This window comes from Bradyrhizobium sp. STM 3566 (assembly GCF_045571445.1).
GTDB classification, from domain to species: Bacteria; Pseudomonadota; Alphaproteobacteria; order Rhizobiales; family Xanthobacteraceae; genus Bradyrhizobium; species Bradyrhizobium vignae.
Genome location: NZ_CP120692.1, coordinates 1,874,221 through 1,891,472, shown reverse-complemented (window position 1 = coordinate 1,891,472; position 17,252 = coordinate 1,874,221). Strand labels below are relative to the sequence as shown.

General features: G+C 63.0%; 15 protein-coding genes and 1 pseudogene. 9 read left to right on the top strand and 7 right to left on the bottom strand.

Annotation, left to right across the window (positions count from 1 at the left end; genetic code table 11):
- The first annotated feature begins 85 nt into the window (after positions 1–85).
- The 3 genes from P6U27_RS09000 to P6U27_RS08990 all read left to right on the top strand — a co-directional run bounded on the left by P6U27_RS09000 (position 86) and on the right by P6U27_RS08990 (position 4,888).
- Complete coding sequence (locus P6U27_RS09000; protein ID WP_209295730.1) at positions 86–1,885, top strand: FAD-dependent oxidoreductase; 1,800 nt, start codon at positions 86–88, stop codon at positions 1,883–1,885.
- Positions 1,855–3,702 carry a 2-oxoacid:acceptor oxidoreductase subunit alpha gene (locus tag P6U27_RS08995; protein ID WP_162500161.1) on the top strand — a complete coding sequence of 616 codons (1,848 nt, stop codon included), beginning with the start codon at positions 1,855–1,857 and terminating at the stop codon, positions 3,700–3,702. Before P6U27_RS09000 ends, P6U27_RS08995 begins: the two co-directional genes overlap by 31 nt.
- 130 nt (positions 3,703–3,832) lie before the next feature.
- A complete protein-coding gene (locus P6U27_RS08990) occupies positions 3,833–4,888 on the top strand; it encodes a 2-oxoacid:ferredoxin oxidoreductase subunit beta (protein ID WP_122401860.1) in 1,056 nt (351 codons plus the stop codon).
- Here P6U27_RS08990 and P6U27_RS08985 read toward each other — a convergent pair whose 3' ends face one another.
- Positions 4,889–5,353: a DUF4399 domain-containing protein gene (locus P6U27_RS08985; protein WP_122401859.1), complete on the bottom strand. Its 465-nt coding sequence runs from the start codon at positions 5,351–5,353 to the stop codon at positions 4,889–4,891. It lies immediately after the preceding gene.
- Between the two features lie 16 nt (positions 5,354–5,369).
- A complete protein-coding gene (locus P6U27_RS08980) occupies positions 5,370–6,899 on the bottom strand; it encodes an SUMF1/EgtB/PvdO family nonheme iron enzyme (protein ID WP_129144082.1) in 1,530 nt (509 codons plus the stop codon).
- Between the two features lie 520 nt (positions 6,900–7,419).
- Here P6U27_RS08980 and P6U27_RS08975 point away from each other — a divergent pair.
- Complete coding sequence (locus tag P6U27_RS08975; protein WP_209295731.1) at positions 7,420–8,043, top strand: hypothetical protein; 624 nt, start codon at positions 7,420–7,422, stop codon at positions 8,041–8,043.
- A 38-nt stretch (positions 8,044–8,081) separates the two neighbouring features.
- Entirely contained in the window at positions 8,082–8,543 is a 462-nt protein-coding gene (locus P6U27_RS08970; RefSeq protein ID WP_209295732.1) for a DsrE family protein, read from the top strand.
- Positions 8,544–8,697: 154 nt separating this feature from the next.
- On the opposite strand, the gene P6U27_RS08965 is transcribed toward P6U27_RS08970, so the two are convergent.
- Positions 8,698–9,687, bottom strand: a complete 990-nt coding sequence (locus tag P6U27_RS08965) for an integrase core domain-containing protein (protein ID WP_160118749.1) — start codon at positions 9,685–9,687, stop codon at positions 8,698–8,700.
- 165 nt (positions 9,688–9,852) lie between these two features.
- On the opposite strand from P6U27_RS08965, the gene P6U27_RS08960 reads away from it, so the two are divergent.
- Genes P6U27_RS08960 through P6U27_RS08945 form a run of 4 tightly spaced genes read left to right on the top strand, consistent with a single transcriptional unit; the run spans position 9,853 to position 11,307 of the window.
- Positions 9,853–10,176, top strand: coding sequence for a helix-turn-helix transcriptional regulator (locus P6U27_RS08960; RefSeq protein ID WP_129144079.1), 324 nt, complete (start codon positions 9,853–9,855; stop codon positions 10,174–10,176).
- Entirely contained in the window at positions 10,173–10,601 is a 429-nt protein-coding gene (locus P6U27_RS08955; protein ID WP_407193881.1) for an SRPBCC domain-containing protein, read from the top strand. Before P6U27_RS08960 ends, P6U27_RS08955 begins: the two co-directional genes overlap by 4 nt.
- Positions 10,602–10,643: 42 nt before the next feature.
- Positions 10,644–10,847 (top strand): hypothetical protein, encoded by a 204-nt coding sequence (locus P6U27_RS08950; RefSeq protein ID WP_162500159.1) that lies wholly within the window; start codon positions 10,644–10,646, stop codon positions 10,845–10,847.
- A gap of 13 nt (positions 10,848–10,860) precedes the next feature.
- Positions 10,861–11,307 (top strand): DUF1801 domain-containing protein, encoded by a 447-nt coding sequence (locus P6U27_RS08945; protein WP_407194428.1) that lies wholly within the window; start codon positions 10,861–10,863, stop codon positions 11,305–11,307.
- Between the two features lie 56 nt (positions 11,308–11,363).
- On the opposite strand, the gene P6U27_RS08940 is transcribed toward P6U27_RS08945, so the two are convergent.
- The 4 genes and pseudogenes from P6U27_RS08940 to P6U27_RS08925 form a co-directional block, all read right to left on the bottom strand.
- Positions 11,364–12,902, bottom strand: a complete 1,539-nt coding sequence (locus tag P6U27_RS08940; RefSeq protein ID WP_129144077.1) for a SpoVR family protein — start codon at positions 12,900–12,902, stop codon at positions 11,364–11,366.
- Entirely contained in the window at positions 12,899–14,176 is a 1,278-nt protein-coding gene (locus P6U27_RS08935; RefSeq protein ID WP_407194427.1) for a YeaH/YhbH family protein, read from the bottom strand. The genes P6U27_RS08940 and P6U27_RS08935 overlap by 4 nt, the downstream gene beginning before the upstream one ends.
- A 30-nt stretch (positions 14,177–14,206) precedes the next feature.
- A complete protein-coding gene (locus tag P6U27_RS08930) occupies positions 14,207–16,150 on the bottom strand; it encodes a PrkA family serine protein kinase (protein WP_122401849.1) in 1,944 nt (647 codons plus the stop codon).
- Positions 16,151–16,447: 297 nt separating this feature from the next.
- Positions 16,448–17,112 (bottom strand): annotated as a pseudogene (locus P6U27_RS08925) (hypothetical protein).
- Between the last annotated feature and the right edge of the window lie 140 nt (positions 17,113–17,252).

Genomic DNA, 17,252 nt, shown 5'->3' with positions numbered 1-17,252 from the left:
AGAAACCAGATCGACGCGCGTTAAGCGTTCGCCAAGCTCAAGAAGAGGCCGCCGGGTCCTTTGAGCCTGGGCGGACAGGGTAGGAATGAAACCGACCGATATCGCGGCCCCCGACTACTTTCACAAAGTGGTCGATTGCCAGTGGGCCTGTCCTGCGCACACCCCGGTTCCCGAATACATCCGACTGATCGCACAAGGCCGCTACAGCGATGCCTACATGATCAATTGGAAATCGAACGTGTTTCCCGGAATTCTGGGACGCACCTGCGATCGTCCCTGCGAGCCGGCGTGCCGCCGCGGACGCGTCGAGGAGAATCCGGTGGCGATCTGCCGCCTCAAGCGCGTCGCCGCCGACTTCAAGGACGACATCAAGCAGCGCCTGCCGAAGCCCGTGCCGACGAACGGCAAGCGTGTCGCGCTCGTTGGCGGCGGCCCTGCCTCGCTGACGGTGGCGCGCGATCTCGCGCCGCTCGGCTATCACTGCACCGTGTTCGATGCCGATCCGGAAGCCGGCGGCATGATGCGGACGCAGATCCCGAAATTCCGCCTGCCCAACTCCGTGATCGACGAGGAGACCGGCTACATCCTGGGTCTCGGCGTCGACTTCAAGGGCGGCCACCGCATCGACAGCATGAGGTCGCTGCTTGCAGAGAAGTACGATGCGATCTTCGTCGGCTCCGGCGCGCCGCGCGGCCGCGAGCTCGACATTCCCGGCCGGAAAGAGGCAGCAAGCAACATTCATATCGGCATCGAATGGCTGGCCTCGGTCTCGTTCGGCCATGTCGACAAGATCGGCAAGCGCGTGATCGTGCTCGGCGGCGGCAACACCGCAATGGATTGCTGCCGCACCGCGCGCCGTCTCGGCGGCGAGGACGTCAAGGTGATCGTGCGCTCCGGCTTCGAGGAGATGAAGGCCTCGCCCTGGGAAAAGGAGGATGCGATCCATGAGGACATTCCGATCCTCAATTTCCTGGTCCCCGTCGCCTTCGTGCACGAGAACGGCAAGCTCACCGGCGTCACGTTCCAGAAGGTGAAGGCCGAGTACGACGCCAAGGGCCGCCGCAACCTCGTTCCCTCGGGCGAGCCGGACCAGACCTTCGCATGCGACGATGTGCTGGTCGCGGTCGGTCAGGAGAACGCCTTCCCTTGGATCGAGCAGGATTGCGGCATCGAGTTCGACAAATGGCACATGCCGAAGGTCGATCCCAAGACCTTTGCATCGACCAATCCGAAAGTGTTCTTCGGCGGCGATGCCGCGTTCGGTCCGAAGAACATCATCTGGGCGGTCGCGCACGGCCATGACGCCGCGCTGTCGATCCACAAGATGCTGTCAGGCGAGGACATCAGTGAGCGTCCGCTGCCGGAGGTGCAAATCTCCTCACAGAAGATGGGCATCCACGAATGGAGCTATGACAATGACATCTCGATCGACAAGCGCTTCAAGGTGCCGCATCGCGACAAGGTCGTCGCGCTGAAGGACATCCGCGCCGAGGTCGAGCTCGGCTATGACGTCAAGCTCGCCCTCGGCGAGGCCCATCGCTGCCTGAACTGCGACGTACAGACCGTGTTCTCGACCTCGCTCTGCATCGAGTGCGACGCTTGTGCCGATATCTGCCCCATGGATTGCATCACCTTCACGGGTAACGGCGAGGAAAGCGATTTGCGCCAGCGCCTGAAGGCGCCCTCACTGCATCCGGATCAGGACCTCTACGTATCCAGCGACCTCAAGACCGGGCGCGTGATGGTGAAGGACGAGGATGTCTGCCTGCATTGCGGGCTTTGCGCCGAGCGTTGTCCCACCGGAGCCTGGGACATGCAGAAGTATTTCATCGAGATGACTCACGCAGGTTCGACATGCCCGACAAAAAGCCGATCAGCAGCGTAAACGACTTCGTCGTCCGCTTCGCCAACGTCAACGGCTCGGGGTCGGCCAGCGCCAACGAGATGTTCGCGCGCGCGATCCTGCGCCATGGCGTCCCCGTGAGCCCGCGCAACATCTTCCCCTCCAACATCCAGGGCCTGCCGACCTGGTACGAGGTACGGGTGACGGAGGCCGGACATCTCGGCGCCCGCGGCGGCGTCGACATGATGGTGGCGATGAACCCGCAGACCTGGGACAAGGACGTCGCCGGCATCGAGCCCGGCGGTTACCTGTTCTACGATTCCACCAAGCCGATGCCGTCGACCAAGTTCCGCGACGACATCACCGTGATCGGCGTGCCACTCACCGCCATCACCAACTCGACCTATACCGATCCGCGCCAGCGCCAGCTGTTCAAGAACATCATCTATTTGGGCGCGCTCAGTGCGCTGCTCGACATGGACCCGAAGCTGATCGAGCAGCTGATCGGCGAGCAGTACAAGGGCAAGGAGAAGCTGCTCTCCTCCAACGTCCATGCGCTGCATCTCGGCCGCGACTGGGCGCTGCAGAATTTGAAATGTCCGATCGGGCTGCGGGTAAAGAAGTCCGACAAGGTCGGCGACCGCATCTTCATCGAGGGCAACAGCGCCGCCGCGCTCGGCGCCGTCTATGGCGGCGCCACGGTGTGCGCGTGGTATCCGATCACGCCGTCCTCGTCGGTGGCGGAGGCCTTCACCGCCCATTGCAAGAAGTACCGGCACGATCCGGAAACCGGCAAGGCGAAATACGCGATCGTGCAGGGCGAGGACGAGCTGGCCTCGATCGGCATCGTCATCGGCGCCTCCTGGAACGGCGCCCGCGCCTTCACCGCGACCTCCGGCCCCGGCATCTCGCTGATGACGGAGTTCATCGGCCTCTCCTACTTCGCCGAGATTCCGGCGGTGATCATGAATATCCAGCGTGCCGGCCCCTCCACAGGCATGCCGACGCGCACCCAGCAATGCGACATCATCGCCTGCGCCTATGCTTCCCATGGCGACACCAAGCATGTGCTGCTGTTCCCGGAAGATCCGGCCGAAGCGTTCGAGTTCGCGGCCGCCGCGTTCGATCTCGCCGACCGGCTGCAGACCACCATCTTCCTGATGCTCGACCTCGACATCGGCATGAACCACCGGCTCTGCCGCCCGTTGAAGTGGGACGATGCCCGGCAATATGACCGCGGCAAGATCATGACCGCGGAGATGCTGGAGGAGGGCCGCGACTTCGGCCGCTATCTCGACGTCGACGGTGACGGCATTCCCTACCGCACCTATCCCGGCACGCACCCGACCAAGGGCTCCTATTTCACGCGCGGCACCTCGCGTGATCGCTATGCGCGCTATTCCGAGGAAGGCACGGTCTACGCCGACAACATGCAGCGCCTGGTGCGCAAGTTCGAGACCGCGCAAGACCTGGTGCCGCGGCCGCTGCAGGCCAATGCGGAACGGCCGACGAAATACGGCGTGATCTATTTCGGCTCGACCTCGCCGGCGATGGACGAGGCGATCGGACTTTTGGAGGCGCGCGGGCATCAGCTGGACCGCCTGCGCATCCGCGCCTTCCCGTTCCATTCGAGCGTGGCGAGCTTCCTCGCCGAGCACGACTTCGTCTACGTGGTCGAGCAGAACCGCGACAGCCAGCTGCGGCAGCTGATCGTCAATGAGAACGGCATCGATCCCGTCCGGCTCGTGCCGATCGTGCACTACGACGGCACGCCGATCACCGCCCGCTTCATCGCGAAAGCCATTGGCGACCACCAGGATCACCTCAAGGTGACCCCGCTCCGCAAGGCCGTGTCATGAACAACACCTTGCGCTCTTCTCCGTCATGCCCGGGCTTGAGCCGGGCATCCACGCCTTTCTTTCTCCTGGCCAAGAGGTGGATGGCCGGGACAAGCCCGGCCATGACGCCGCGGAAATTTCAGGTGCTCGCATGACCTATATCGCCAAGCCGAAATTCCATCATCCCGGCCTGAAGAAGAATGAGCTCGGCTACACGCATCGCGACTACGAGGGCAAGATCTCGACGCTGTGCGCGGGCTGCGGCCACGACTCAATCACGGCCTCGATCATCGAGGCCTGTTATGAGCTCTCGATCGAGCCGCACCGGGTGGCGAAGATCTCCGGCATCGGCTGCTCGTCGAAGACGCCGGACTATTTCCTCGGCAATTCGCACGGCTTCAACTCGGTTCACGGCCGCATGCCCAGCGTGCTGACCGGCGCCAACCTCGCCAACCGCGATTTGATCTATCTCGGCGTCTCCGGCGACGGCGATTCCGCCTCGATCGGCTTCGGCCAGTTCGCGCATTCGATCCGGCGCGGCGTCAACATGACCTATATCGTCGAGAACAACGGCGTGTACGGCCTGACCAAGGGCCAGTTCTCGGCCACCGCCGACCGCGGCTCCAAGAGCAAGAAGGGCGTCACCAACACCGACAACGCCATCGACCTCGTCGCGATCGCGCTGCAGCTGGGCGCAACCTTCGTCGCGCGCTCATTCTCCGGCGACAAGGCCCAGCTGGTGCCGCTGATCGCGGCCGCGATCCGCCACAAGGGCGCATCCTTCATCGACGTCATCAGCCCCTGCATCGCATTCAACAACCACGCCGGCTCGACCAAGAGTTTTGACTACGTCCGCGAGCACAACGATGCCGTGAACCGGCTCGACGTGCTGGTCAGCCGCGATCCGATCGCCGTCGATTACGCACCGGGCACGGTGCAGGTGGTCGAGCAGCACGACGGCAGCAAGGTCGCGCTGCGCAAGATCGACGCCGACTACGATCCGCATGACCGGTTGGGAGCCCAGACCTTCCTCGCGAGGCACGCGGCCAAGGGGCAGATCGTCACCGGCCTGCTCTATGTCGACCCGGACGCGGAAGATCTGCACGAGCATCTCAACACGGTCGAGACCCCGCTCAACACGCTGGAAGCGGACACGCTCTGCCCAGGCTCGGCGGTTCTGGACAAGATCAACGCCAGCCTGCGGTGATCAACGGCGCCGCACTGAACCGGGCTGCCTGACTCGTACGGTGATCTTGTCAGACACGACGGGCGGATCGAAGGGATAGTGCTTCGCATCGCCCAGCACCAGTTGCAGCGTGTGCGTGCCGGGCGGAAGCTCGAGAAGCGTTTCGGTTTGCCCTGCTCCGAAATGCAGATGGGACTTGTCCTGCGGGATCGGTTCCTTGGTATCGATGGGGTCGTTGACGTCGACCAGCAAATGGTGATGACCGGCGTTCTGGTAGTCATCGCCGGCGTGCGTCACGCCCATATTGCGCAGACCGAACCGGACCCAGAAGCCACCACGGACCTTCTGGCCGTCCTGCGGGGTGATGAAATAGAGCTTGGCGTCCTTGGGAGCGGTCTTGCCCTGAGAGTAAGCAGCGCTTGTCAGCAGAACGATGGGCAGCAATGCGAGCGCCGCTGCCAGCGCGGCGCAGCGAATGATTTTCATCAAACCTACTCCAGACCTAAGGACTGAGCGCGACACGGAATCCATGCGTCGGGTAACGAACATTGGTATCATAGCCATCGCGGTTGGACGGCCGCACATATCTCGAATCGTTCTTCCAGGAGCCCGAGCGCAGGACGTGCGATGAGCAGTCGCCGCCGGTCCATGCCGAGCCGTCGACGGGCGCGCCCTGGTAATTCTTGTGCCAGCAATCCTCGACCCATTGGTCGACGCCGCCGCCCATGTCGTAGAGGCCGAATGGATTGGGCTTGAATCTGCCTACCTTCGCCGGCTGCTCGGCCGCGAGGTCGCCGCAATCCTTGCATCCGGCCATGCCCGGCTGGAGCTTGTCGCCCCACCAATACTTCGTTTGCGTACCGCCGCGGGCTGCGTATTCCCATTCGGCCTCGCTCGGGAGCCGGTACTGCTTTTTCGTCGCCTGCGAGAGAAAGGCGGCATATTGCTGCGCGTCAGTCCAGCTCACATTGCTGACCGGCGCATCGTCCTTGCCGGTGGCCGTGAAGGAGCACGCCTTCGCAGCCGCACATTCGTTCCACTCCTGCACGGTCACCGGATATTTTCCGATCGAGAACGGCTTGATCGTGACCTGGTGCACGGGACGCTCGGTCGGATCGTCGTTGCTTCCCATCGCGAAACTGCCGCCGCGAATGGCGATCATTTCGGGCTCGCGCAGCGGTGTCGAGGACGGGCTCGGCGCCGGTGCGGGCGATGAAGGCGCCGACGCCAATGAAGGAGATGGTTGCGGCGCCTGCGTCGCGGCTTCGCGCGGCAGAGCTTGCGGGACCGGGGATGGCGCCGGAGAGACGGCGGGCGCTGCGACCTGCTGGCCGCCCCTGCCTTGCGGCTGTGCCAGCAAATACCAGAGTGCGCCGGCGGCAATGACGAGCAGCGTGACGGCCAGGAAAAAGATCAGCGCGTTCTCGCGCCGGCTTCTTGTCCTGCCGACGGCATCTGCATCCGGCAGCACGCGATAGACGCGCACGGGATCGGTGATGTTCTTGACCTTGCGGTCGCCGAGCGACTCATAGCCGCACACGATCTTGTGCTTGATCTGCTCGTAGATCGCGCCGGAGATGTAGACCTGCCCCGGCTCCGCGATGCCCTCGATACGCGTGGCGATGTTGACGCCGTCACCATAGATGTCGTCCGGCTCCACGATGACGTCGCCGAGATTGACGCCAATCCGATATTCGAGCCGGGAATGCTTGGGAACCGAAGCGTTGCGAGCGACGAGATTTTGCTGGATGACGATGCTGCATCGAACGGCCTCCACGGGACTGTCGAAAATGGCGATGAAGCCGTCGCCGGTCGTCTTCACCAGGCTTCCATGGTGTTCGATGATGCTGGGCTGGATGAGATCTCGCTCGATCCGCTTGACGCGAGCATGCGTGCCTTCCTCGTCGGCCTGCATCAACCGGCTGTAGGAGGCGATGTCGCCGACGATGATCGCGGCGAGACGACGAGGCATTGCGCCGTGCGGCGGCGGCTCATCCTGATTTCCGGATCTGAAGTTGCGAATTTCGCCCATGCGGGGGGACTCCACACACGACAAGAGGCGGTCCCACTCTACGACTGCCAAGAGCAATCGCCTGTGAAGGCTATCACATCGCCGAATGGGAACAATGTCGAAGGCTGCGCGACATCGAGTTCCCTAGGGGCGAAGGGCCCACCTCGATTGAACCTTTGCGGCCTTACGCTCGACTAAGGCGGTGCATGGAACCGCGCTGCCCGCTCCGCTCTGCGCGCGTGTGCGAGCTGAACGCGCCACGCATGCGGCCACCGCCTCGGCTGCGCCCTGGTCGCAAAATTGCCGGGCCGATACATCGCAGACCGATCTCCAGGCAATGGTGTCATCGGCGATCCCAGTGTCGCGAATGCCGACCCGAGTGATGAACACGACCGGCGCCCTGGAGAAGAGCAGCGTCCAGAGCGTGCGCAAGGCGTGCCCAGAAGCGCTTGAACGCGCCGCTCGCCGCCTGCGACTAACCGCCAGTCGGCTCCCGCCTGCTCGTTGCGGATTGACGACGGTTCACACGCTGGGTGCTATCATGAAGCTTGCTCTTTTCCTGCCGCTCGTCCTTGCCGCCTTCGTCGGCGTCGCCCACGCCGACGAGGCCGACAAGGTCCGGGAGACCACAACGGCCGAAGCCGACGCCTTCAATGCGCGGCTCTATGCGGGGACACCCGCCGACAAGTCCTACGCCTGCTTCGTCCGCCGCTACGATGCCGAACACCTGGCGCGGCATCCCAAGCAGAAGGTGGCATCCATGAAGCTGCTGATCTCGGCGGAAACCGACAAGGAGGACAAGCAGCTGCACAATTCCTTCCGCTTGGGCTTCCGCTATCGGCACCGCTCCGGCGATTTCGACTCCAGCGGCTCGTGCGGCAGCCATGCCGTCCTTCTCAGCCGGGGGGACGAGGTCCGCATGGGCTGCGGCGTCGACTGCGAAGGCGGCGGCATCGAAGTGGCGCTGTCCAAGGACAACAAGTCCGCGATCATCCGCCTCGAGCAGATCAGGGTCTGGCAGAACAACAAGCCGGACGACGAGGCCGAGCGATCGCTGGTCGCCGGCGCCGACGACAAGATTTTCCGCCTCGACCGCACCGACACCAGCGAATGCGCTTCGCTGGTGACCGACCGCAAGGAGCTCGCCGCACTGCGCCACAAGTGATATCGGTCGCCGGGCTCAGTCAGCCGAAGGAGATCGCCATGAACCGGCGGAACATGTTGTGGAGCGCCGCCTCGACCTTGGGCGCGGCACTTGGCGCCGCACTTGGCGCCTCCAGTGCGAAAGCCGCGACCGAAGCGGGCGCGAGCAGCAAGCTGAAGGTCGTCTATCATCTCAGCGATGCCGAGAAGGTCAATTTCGTGCTCGGCAATATCCAGAACCACATCGACGGCGTCGGCGGGCCCGAGCATGTGACGATCGCGCTGGTGATCCATGGCCCGGCGCTGAGGGCGTTTCACTCGGCGCAGGCCAACCCCGAGGTCAGCAAACGCGTCGGCGATTTCTCCAAAGACGGCGTCGAGCTTGCCGCCTGCGGCAACACGATGAAGGCGCAGAACGTTACGCTCAACGAGCTGCTGCCGGGCTTCGTCAGCGCCGAGAAGGGCGGCGTAGTGCGGTTGGCCGAGCTGCAGTCGCAGGGGTATCTGTATTTGCGGCCGTAGCGTTGTGGATGGCGTCACCTCATCCACCGTCATTGCGAGCCAACGGGTCCGCGCGAAGCGCGGCCCGATGACAGGCTCCGCGAAGCAATCCAGAATCCCTGCGCCGAGACAATCTGGATGCTTCGTCGCAAGGGCTCCTCGCAATTGTCGATGTTCAATAATTCGCTGATTGGATTGCGGTGGTCTTGGAAGCGGCGAAAGCCTTGGGAGTTTGTCCTGCCAAGGCCTGATGGGGTCTGTGGTTGTTGTAGTAGACGAGGTACTCGAACAGTTCATTGGCGAAGTGGTCCAGGTTGTCGAAGGTCGTACCCTCGATGACGTCGTCATCGAGGGTACGCCAGAAGCGTTCGACCTTGCCGTTGGTCTGCGGCCGATAGGGCCTGGTGTAGCGGTGCTTGATGCCGAGCTCGAGCAGCATGGCCTCGAATGGATGCTCGGCCGGCTTGGTGCGGGCGGCGAACTCGGCGCCGTTGTCGGACAGGATTTCCTGGAAGACGAGCCCATAGGTGACGTTGAGGGTGTTGATCATCTTCAGGGTCTTGAACATGACCGGCAGCGCCTTCTTGGATGTCAGGACCTCGGCCCAGGCCAGACGCGAGCAGCTGTCGATCAGGCTGATGATGTAGGCCGTGACCGGGGGTGGCGCGAGGAACATATCGCGCGGCAATTGATGCAGATCGACGTGGCCCAGCTCCCCGAGCTTGTCCTTGATAATACGGCGTTTCTCCTCGCGCATCGCCGGCGTGCGGCGGTTCAGGCGGTGGCGCTTCAGCACCCGATAGATCGTGATCGGCGAAGGTACCGTGTCGCGCGTTTCGCGCAAGACGGCATGAATCTCATAACGGTTCATCCCCCGCTTGCGATGGGCGACGATCTCCGCCTCGATCCCTTCCGGCTCGCGCCGTTCCCGCCACTTCGGGCCGCGCCGCCGCGGCAGCAGATCCGCGTCCTCGCCGCTCTGCAGATAGCGATTGTAATACTTGCGGAACGTCTGCGAGCAGGTCCCGTGGTGCCGGTAGAAGTCGCCGACCCGCTTGAACAGCGGCGATCGGCCAGCCTTCACCGCCTCATACTCCGAAATCAGAAAACGCCACTTCTGCAGATAGTTGCGTTCAACCGTTCGGTCATAGCTGTTGTCTCGCATCGGATCGTTCCTCCGCTGGAGCGATCCAATCAGCGAATTATTGAACATGCACAGCAATGACAGCGGAGTACGTGGCGCCCTCTCGCCTCATCACCACCCCGCTTGACTTACCCATAACTCTACGGTTATAGATTAAACCCATAACTTCCCGGTTATGGATCTCGCATGTCCGCCGCGCACGATCTCCTGTTCAGGACGCTTGCCGACCCGACCCGGCGGGCGATCTTCGAGCGGCTGTGCCGCGAGGGCGAGCAGACCGTCGGGGCGCTGACCGCGCGATCCGGTGTGTCCCAGCCGGCGGTCTCGAAACATCTCGGCGCGCTCAAGCAGGCTGGGCTGGTGCGCGACCGCCATGAAGGACGACAGACGCACTACAGCGCGCAGCCCGGCGCGCTCAACCCGCTGGTCGACTGGACTAGCCAGATGACCGGCTTCTGGCAGAGGCGGCTCGACGCCCTCGACGATCTCCTGAAGAGGATGGACCAATGAACGAACCTGCCGAGACACGCTCCGTCGTCCTCGAGCGCGAATTTGCCGCCCCAGTGGAGCGGCTGTGGCGCGCACTGACGCAGCCGCATCTGATCGAGGAATGGCTGATGAAGAACGACTTCAAGCCCGTCGTCGGTCATCGCTTCAACCTGCGCGGCGAATGGGGCGGCGTGCTGGACTGCGAGGTGCTCACCATCGAGCCGCAGAAGACGCTGGCCTACACCTGGAATTTCTCGCATGAGGACGCCGCCTTCGATCTCAAGAGCGTGGTGACCTTCACGCTGACACCGACGGGCGCGGGCACGCGCCTGCGCGTCGAGCAGGCGGGCTTCCACCCGACGCAGAAGCAGGCCTTTGGCGGCGCGCATGCCGGCTGGAAGCAGTTTTTGGCCAAGCTGGACGAAGTACTGGCGCGGGCAGGCTAGCTCCGCCGGCGTCCATTTCGATCAATCTCGGAGGAGGTCTCAATGAGCACCCAAATGTGGATTCGGCAGATTCATCGCTGGCTGTCGATGGCGTTCACGCTCGCGGTCATCGCCAACATCGTGGCGATGACCATGCAGCTCCAGGCCGTGTGGATCGGCGTCCTGGCGCTCGTGCCGCTCATCCCGCTGCTCGCGACCGGGCTCTATCTGTTCGCGTTGCCCCATGTCAGCCGCGGCAACGCGTGAACGAGGCGGGATGATGCAGAAGGCCATGACATCGAAAAAGGTACGCGTGAAAGAAACGAATGAACCTTCGCCCTCGAAACTGATCGACGGCAGGATCAAGGAGCTCGGCGACTGGCGCGGCGAGATGCTCGCGCGGATCCGCGGTCTGATCAAGCAGGCGGACCCCGACGTCGTCGAGGCGTGGAAATGGCGCGGCGTTCCCGTTTGGGAGCACGACGGCATCATCTGCACCGGCGAAACCTACAAGAACGTGGTGAAGCTGACCTTCGCGAAGGGCGCGGCGCTGGAGGATCCCGCGGGCCTGTTCAACTCCAGTCTCGAGGGCAATGTGCGGCGCGCGATCGATATTCGCGAGGGCGTAGAGATCAACGAGAAGGCGTTGAAGACGCTGATCCGCGCGGCGGTGCAGCTGAATGCGTCGAAGGCAAAGAAGAAGCCGGCGAAGAAGCGATCGGTCTAAAGCATGATCCGGAAAAGTGCGAAGCGGTTTTCCGGATCATGCTTTGGCCGCTGGCCTCAGGCCACCGCCGCCGGGATCGGGCGCGGGCTCACGACATATTCGCGCAGGACCTTGTCTTTGGCATCGACCTCGATCAGCGCGACGTCGTAGGTCCAGAGGTCGGCGAGATGCTGGAGCACCCGCTTGGCATCGGTCTCGTTGAGCTGCGAGCCCTTGATGACGTGGTGATGCAGGATCAGGCGGCGGTCGCCGGAGAGATCGACATCGACCACCTCGATGTTGGCATCGATGAAGCCGACGTCGTGCTGCCGCGCCAGCTCGCGGCGCACGCGGCGGAAACCGCGCTCGTCATGGATGGCATCGACGCGGATGCCGGCGCGCTCCTCGGGATCGTCGTGCAGATGGAACATGCGGAAGTGCCGCATCAATCTGGGGCTCAGGAACTGGCCGATGAAGCTCTCGTCGCGGTAGTTGGCCCAGACGTCGCGCAGCACGCCCATGACGTCGCCCTTGCCGGCGATGTCGGGGAACCATTCGCGGTCCTCATCCTCCGGCTTGGTGACGATGCGCTCGATGTCCTGCATCACGGCAAAGCCGAGCGCGTAAGGGTTGAAGCCGGAGAAGCGGGGGTCGTCGAATTCGGGCTGGAACACGACGTTGGTGTGCGATCCCAGGAATTCGAGGAAGTTGCCGTCGCTGATGCGACCCTGCTCATGCAGCTTGGTCATGATGCGATAGTGGACGTAGGTCGCCGTCCCCTCGTTCATCACCTTGGTCTGGCTCTGCGGATAGAAATATTGCGCGATGTGGCGGACGATGCGGAGCAGCTCGCGCTGCCAGGGCGCCAGCCGCGGCGCGCTCTTCTCCAGGAAATAGAGCAAATTCTCCTGCGGCAGGCCGAGCAGCTTGCGGCGGCGCTCGATGCTGAGCGCGGACCGGCTCTTGGCCGCGCCCTTCGGGACCGTGCGCCAGAGATCGTTGAAGACCTCCTCCTCGTGCTGGCGGCGGCGCCCTGCCCGCTTCTCCTCGGCGCGCAGATCGAGCTTCTTCTTGCCGGGATAGCGGTCGATGCCGTGCGACATCAGCGCATGCGCGGCATCGAGCGTGCGCTCGACCTCGATGCGGCCGTAGCGATCCTCGCATTGCATGACGTAGTTCTTGGCGAAGTCGAGATAGTCCAGGATGCCGTCGGCATCGGTCCACTGCTTGAACAGATAATTGTTCTTGAAGAAGTGGTTGTGGCCGAAGGCGGCGTGCGCGATCACCAGCGTCTGCATCGTCGCCGTGTTTTCCTCCATCAGATAGGAGATGCAGGGCGAGGAGTTGATCACGATCTCATAGGCGAGCCCCATCAGGCCCTTGCGGTAGGACGCCTCGTGGAACGCAAAGTGCTTGCCGAACGACCAGTGCTTGTAGAACAGGGGCATGCCGACCGACGAATAGGCGTCCAGCATCTGCTCGGCCGTGATGACCTCGATCTGGTTCGGATAGACGTCGAGCCCGAGATCCTTCAACGCCACCTGCTCGCAGGCATCGGTGATGCGCTGCAAGGTGTGAAAATCCCAATCGGCGCCTTCGAACAAACGTTCCGTCATGGAGCGGTCTTCTCCTGGGCAGTTTCGCGGCGCTGGAACAGATCGTGGAACACCGGAAAGATCTCGCTGCGCTCCGAGACCTTGCGCATCGAGAGCGGCGCGCCGCTGTTGCGCAGGCGCTCATAGAGGGCCCAGAGCGAGGAGTCGGAGAGATCGAAGGCGCTGCCGCCGGATTCACCGACCTCGAGATAGGCAAAGAACTGGCAGACCGGCAGGATCTTGTCGGTCAGCAGCAGCCCCGTGAGCTCGCCGTCGGAATAGGAATTGTCGCCATCGGAGGCCTGCGCGGCGTAGATGTTCCAGTCCGACGGGTTGAAGCGCTCGCGCACGATCTCGTGCATCGCCTGCAGCGCGCTCGAGACCAGCGTGCCGCCCGAGGCCGGACCGTAGAAGAAGGTCTGCTCGTCCACCTCCTCGGCGCGGTCCGTGTGGCGGATGAAGACGATCTCGACGTGCTTGTAGCGCCGCTTCAGGAACACGTAGAGCAGCATGTAGAAGCGCTTTGCCAGGTCCTTCATGTGCTCGGACATCGAGCCGGAAACGTCCATCAGGCAGAACATCACGGCCTGCGCGACGGGCTTCGGCACCGTCTCGAAGCGTCGGTAGCGGATGTCGAGCGGGTCGATGAAGGGGATGCGCTTGGACTTCGCCTTCAGCTTTTCGAGCTCGGCGACCAGCTCCGCCCGTTCGTCCTCGTCGGTGCAGGCAGCGATCGCCGCCTCCAGTTCCTCGATCTCCTCCTTGCGGGGACGCCGGAGCGCGATGCGGCGCGCCAGCGCGAGCTTCACCGTCCGGCTCACCGAGATGTTGGCGGGCGAGCCCGACGTGGTGTAGCCAGCGCGCTGGATGCCTTCGCTCTCGGTCTGCGCGATCTTGCGCTTGGCGAGATCCGGCAGCTCGAGGTCATCGAGGAAAAGATCGACGAACTCGTCACGGCTCAGCACGAAGCGGAAGGCGTCCTCGCTGTCGCCTTCGCCGGGGCCGGTATCCTTGGCGCTGCCCTGGCCCTGGCGCTGGAGATAGTCGCCCTCGACGAACTTCTTGTTTCCGGGCAGCACCATGTCGCGCGTTCCGCCTTCACGGCGGAAACGCGGCTCGTGCATGCCGTCGAGCGGGATCGTGACCTCACCCCCCTCCAGGACGTCCTTGATGTCGCGTTCCTGCGAGGTCTTCTTGACGGCGCCCTGCACCAGGGATTTGGCCCGACGCAAGAACCGCTGGCGGTTCTCAAGACTCTTGCCGCCTGGATTCAGGCGCCTGTCGATGATGTGAATGGGCACTTTACCATCCGCCTCCCATCCGCCTCAGCCGGCCTGCTTCACGCGCATGTACCATTCGACGAGCCGGCGAACCTGGCGCTCGGTGTAGCCGCGCTCCACCATGCGTGCGACGAACTCGCCGTGCTTCTTCTCCGTCTCGCCGTCCTTCTTCGACCCGAAGGAGATGACGGGAAGCAGGTCCTCGACCTGGGAGAATATCCGCTTTTCGATCACATCGCGAATCTTCTCATAGGAGGTCCAGGTCGGATTCTTGCCGCCGTTCTGGGCCCGCGACCGTAACGAGAATTTGACGACCTCGTTGCGGAAGTCCTTGGGGTTGGCGATACCCGCCGGCTTCTCGATCTTGGTCAGCTCCTGGTTCAAAAGCTCGCGATCAAGCAGCTGGCCGGTGTCGGGATCCTTGAAGTCCTGGTCCTCGATCCAGGCGTCGGCATAGTCGACGTAGCGGTCGAACAGGTTCTGGCCATAATCCGAGTAGGATTCCAGATAGGCCTTCTGGATCTCGTTGCCGATGAACTCGGCGTAGCGCGGCGCCAGCTCCGCCTTGATGAATTCGAGATAGCGTTTCTCGGTTTCCTCCGGAAGCTGCTCGCGGCGGATCGCCTGTTCCAGCGCGTACATCAGGTGCACGGCGTCGGCGGCGACCTCCTGCGGATCGTGATTGAAGGTCGCGGCCAGGACCTTGAAGGCGAAACGGGTGGAGGCACCGTCCATGCCCTCGTCGACGCCGGCGGCATCGCGATATTCCTGCACGCTGCGCGCCTTCGGATCGGATTCCTTCAGGCTCTCGCCGTCGTAGACCCGCATCTTGGCGAACAAGGTGGAGTTCTCGTGCTTGCGCAGGCGCGACATCACCGAGAACCGCGCCAGCGTCTCCAGTGTCGAAGGCGCGCAAGGAGCCGAGGCGAGCTCGGAGCCCTGGATCAGCTTCTCGTAGATCTTCTGCTCTTCGGTGACCCTGAGGCAGTAGGGCACCTTGATCACGCAGATGCGGTCGATGAAGGCTTCATTGTTCTTGTTGGCCTTGAAGCTCGCCCACTCGGCTTCGTTCGAGTGCGCCAGGATGATCCCGGTGAACGGGATCGCGCCGATGTTCTCGGTGCCGATATAGTTGCCTTCCTGCGTCGCGGTCAGCAACGGATGCAGCATCTTGATCGGCGCCTTGAACATCTCGACGAATTCGAGGATGCCCTGATTGGCGCGGTTGAGGCCGCCGGAATAGCTGTAGGCGTCGGGATCGTTCTGGGCGTAGGTCTCGAGCTTGCGGATATCAACCTTGCCGACCAGCGAGGAGATGTCCTGGTTGTTCTCGTCGCCGGGCTCGGTCTTGGCGACCGCGATCTGGCGCAGCCGCGACGGCTGGATCTTGGCGACGCGGAATTGCGAGATGTCACCGCCGAAGGCTTCGAGCCGCTTGTAGCACCACGGGCTCATCAGGCCGGTGAGACGGCGGCGCGGAATGCCGTACTTCTCCTCCAGCATCGGACCGAGCTGATCGGGATCGAACAGGCTGAGCGGGCTCTCGAACACGGGCGAGAGTTCGTCGCCGGCCTTGAGCACATAGATGGGGTTCACTTCCATCAGCGACTTGAGCCGCTCGGCGAGCGAAGACTTGCCGCCACCGACCGGGCCAAGCAGATAAAGAATCTGCTTGCGCTCTTCGAGGCCCTGCGCCGCGTGGCGGAAGAAGCCGACGATGCGCTCGATGGTTTCTTCCATGCCGTAGAAGCCGGCGAAGGCCGGATAGGTGCGGATCGTGCGGTTCAAAAAAATACGGCCAAGGCGTGGGTCCTTGGCCGTGTCGATCGTCTGAGGCTCACCGATCGCCGCTAGCAGTCGCTCGGCCGCGTTCGCGTATTTCATGGGATCGCTTCGACACGATTCCAGATATTCCGCCATCGACATGTCGTGCTGGCTTCTCGCCTCGAACGACCGAGCGAAAGCGTTGAATAGAGAATCGTTGTACATGATCCCTCTCCGCGTGAGTTCCGCTACAAGCTGAAACGAAAGCAGTTACCGGACCGTTCCTCAGGCCGTTTCGAATCAGCGTGAGCACATGACGATCATTGGACACCCGGGTGCCGATACGACGCAACGCACAACGTAGGCACTCTATGAGTTACGAACAGGCACATGCCTGTATTTTGTGCGAATCTCTGTCTATATTGGCTCATTTCCAGAAAATGTCACTTGGTCGCAACATCCGGGCGTTCCCGGGGATGTGCTGATCCGGCAATGCAACATAGCGATCCGGGAGCGGCGATCTTATGACACTTGTACGGCGAAGCTTTGGGCGCCGCGGTCATCTTCCTGCTGCAATGCGGCGCGCGCTGCTGGCAGCGTGGCGGTCGCGGCGGGCGCGCAGCAATGTATCAAAATCGGTCGCCAGGCCGTCCGCGCGGATGCGACCATCCCGCGCGCAACGGGCCAGAGTCGGGATGGCGCACAGCTGGCGCCGCAATGCCGGCGACGGCGTCAGCACGATCGCTTTGTGGCCGCGGCGTTCGTCAGCCGAAATCTCCGCGATCGACTCCCACAGCAGAAATTCATTCCCGATGCGGAGATCGCGGATGCCGTAGGGTGTGACGACCACCACCGCTCCTCGCTCGGCCAGAAGCATCCAGATCAGCCAGTTGGTCACCAGGCTGAACACCACGACGCCGGCATAGCCGACTGCGTGTCATAATCGCCAAGACCGCATCGCCAAGACCGCATCGCCAAGACCGCATCGCCAAGACCGCATCGCCAAGACCGCCCATAGGTCGAAGGCAAGGCTTGCATTGAGCAGGGTCATGGCAAAGCCCCGGCAACCAGCAGCCGCAGCTGTGTCACGCATTGATTTCGAGATCGCGGGATGCATCGATGCTCGCCGTCGACGCAACCGGTTGCTGGCTGTCGGCAACCGCCGAACCTTCATCATGGACGTGCATGCAGCCGCATCCTCCGGCCAACGATGTCTACTCAACACAGACACTACCCGCCTGGATCGCCATGATCGCGACGGAGTTACACTGGAGAGTATGACTCCCATACCCTTAATTGGTTCCCTCCCGGGAGCATGTAAGCTAGA

Bases quoted from the DNA above. Each gene is read 5' to 3' on its own strand.
- P6U27_RS08960 (WP_129144079.1), top strand. From the start codon at position 9,853: ATGTCCGCCGCGCACGATCTCCTGTTCAGGACGCTTGCCGACCCGACC.
- P6U27_RS08950 (WP_162500159.1), top strand. From the start codon at position 10,644: ATGAGCACCCAAATGTGGATTCGGCAGATTCATCGCTGGCTGTCGATG.
- P6U27_RS08930 (WP_122401849.1), bottom strand. From the start codon at position 16,150: ATGTACAACGATTCTCTATTCAACGCTTTCGCTCGGTCGTTCGAGGCG.
- P6U27_RS08985 (WP_122401859.1), bottom strand. From the start codon at position 5,353: ATGAAAATCATTCGCTGCGCCGCGCTGGCAGCGGCGCTCGCATTGCTG.
- P6U27_RS08975 (WP_209295731.1), top strand. From the start codon at position 7,420: ATGAAGCTTGCTCTTTTCCTGCCGCTCGTCCTTGCCGCCTTCGTCGGC.
- P6U27_RS08970 (WP_209295732.1), top strand. From the start codon at position 8,082: ATGAACCGGCGGAACATGTTGTGGAGCGCCGCCTCGACCTTGGGCGCG.
- P6U27_RS08955 (WP_407193881.1), top strand. From the start codon at position 10,173: ATGAACGAACCTGCCGAGACACGCTCCGTCGTCCTCGAGCGCGAATTT.
- P6U27_RS08980 (WP_129144082.1), bottom strand. From the start codon at position 6,899: ATGGGCGAAATTCGCAACTTCAGATCCGGAAATCAGGATGAGCCGCCG.
- P6U27_RS08965 (WP_160118749.1), bottom strand. From the start codon at position 9,687: ATGCGAGACAACAGCTATGACCGAACGGTTGAACGCAACTATCTGCAG.
- P6U27_RS08945 (WP_407194428.1), top strand. From the start codon at position 10,861: ATGCAGAAGGCCATGACATCGAAAAAGGTACGCGTGAAAGAAACGAAT.
- P6U27_RS08995 (WP_162500161.1), top strand. From the start codon at position 1,855: ATGCCCGACAAAAAGCCGATCAGCAGCGTAAACGACTTCGTCGTCCGC.
- P6U27_RS08940 (WP_129144077.1), bottom strand. From the start codon at position 12,902: ATGACGGAACGTTTGTTCGAAGGCGCCGATTGGGATTTTCACACCTTG.
- P6U27_RS09000 (WP_209295730.1), top strand. From the start codon at position 86: ATGAAACCGACCGATATCGCGGCCCCCGACTACTTTCACAAAGTGGTC.
- P6U27_RS08990 (WP_122401860.1), top strand. From the start codon at position 3,833: ATGACCTATATCGCCAAGCCGAAATTCCATCATCCCGGCCTGAAGAAG.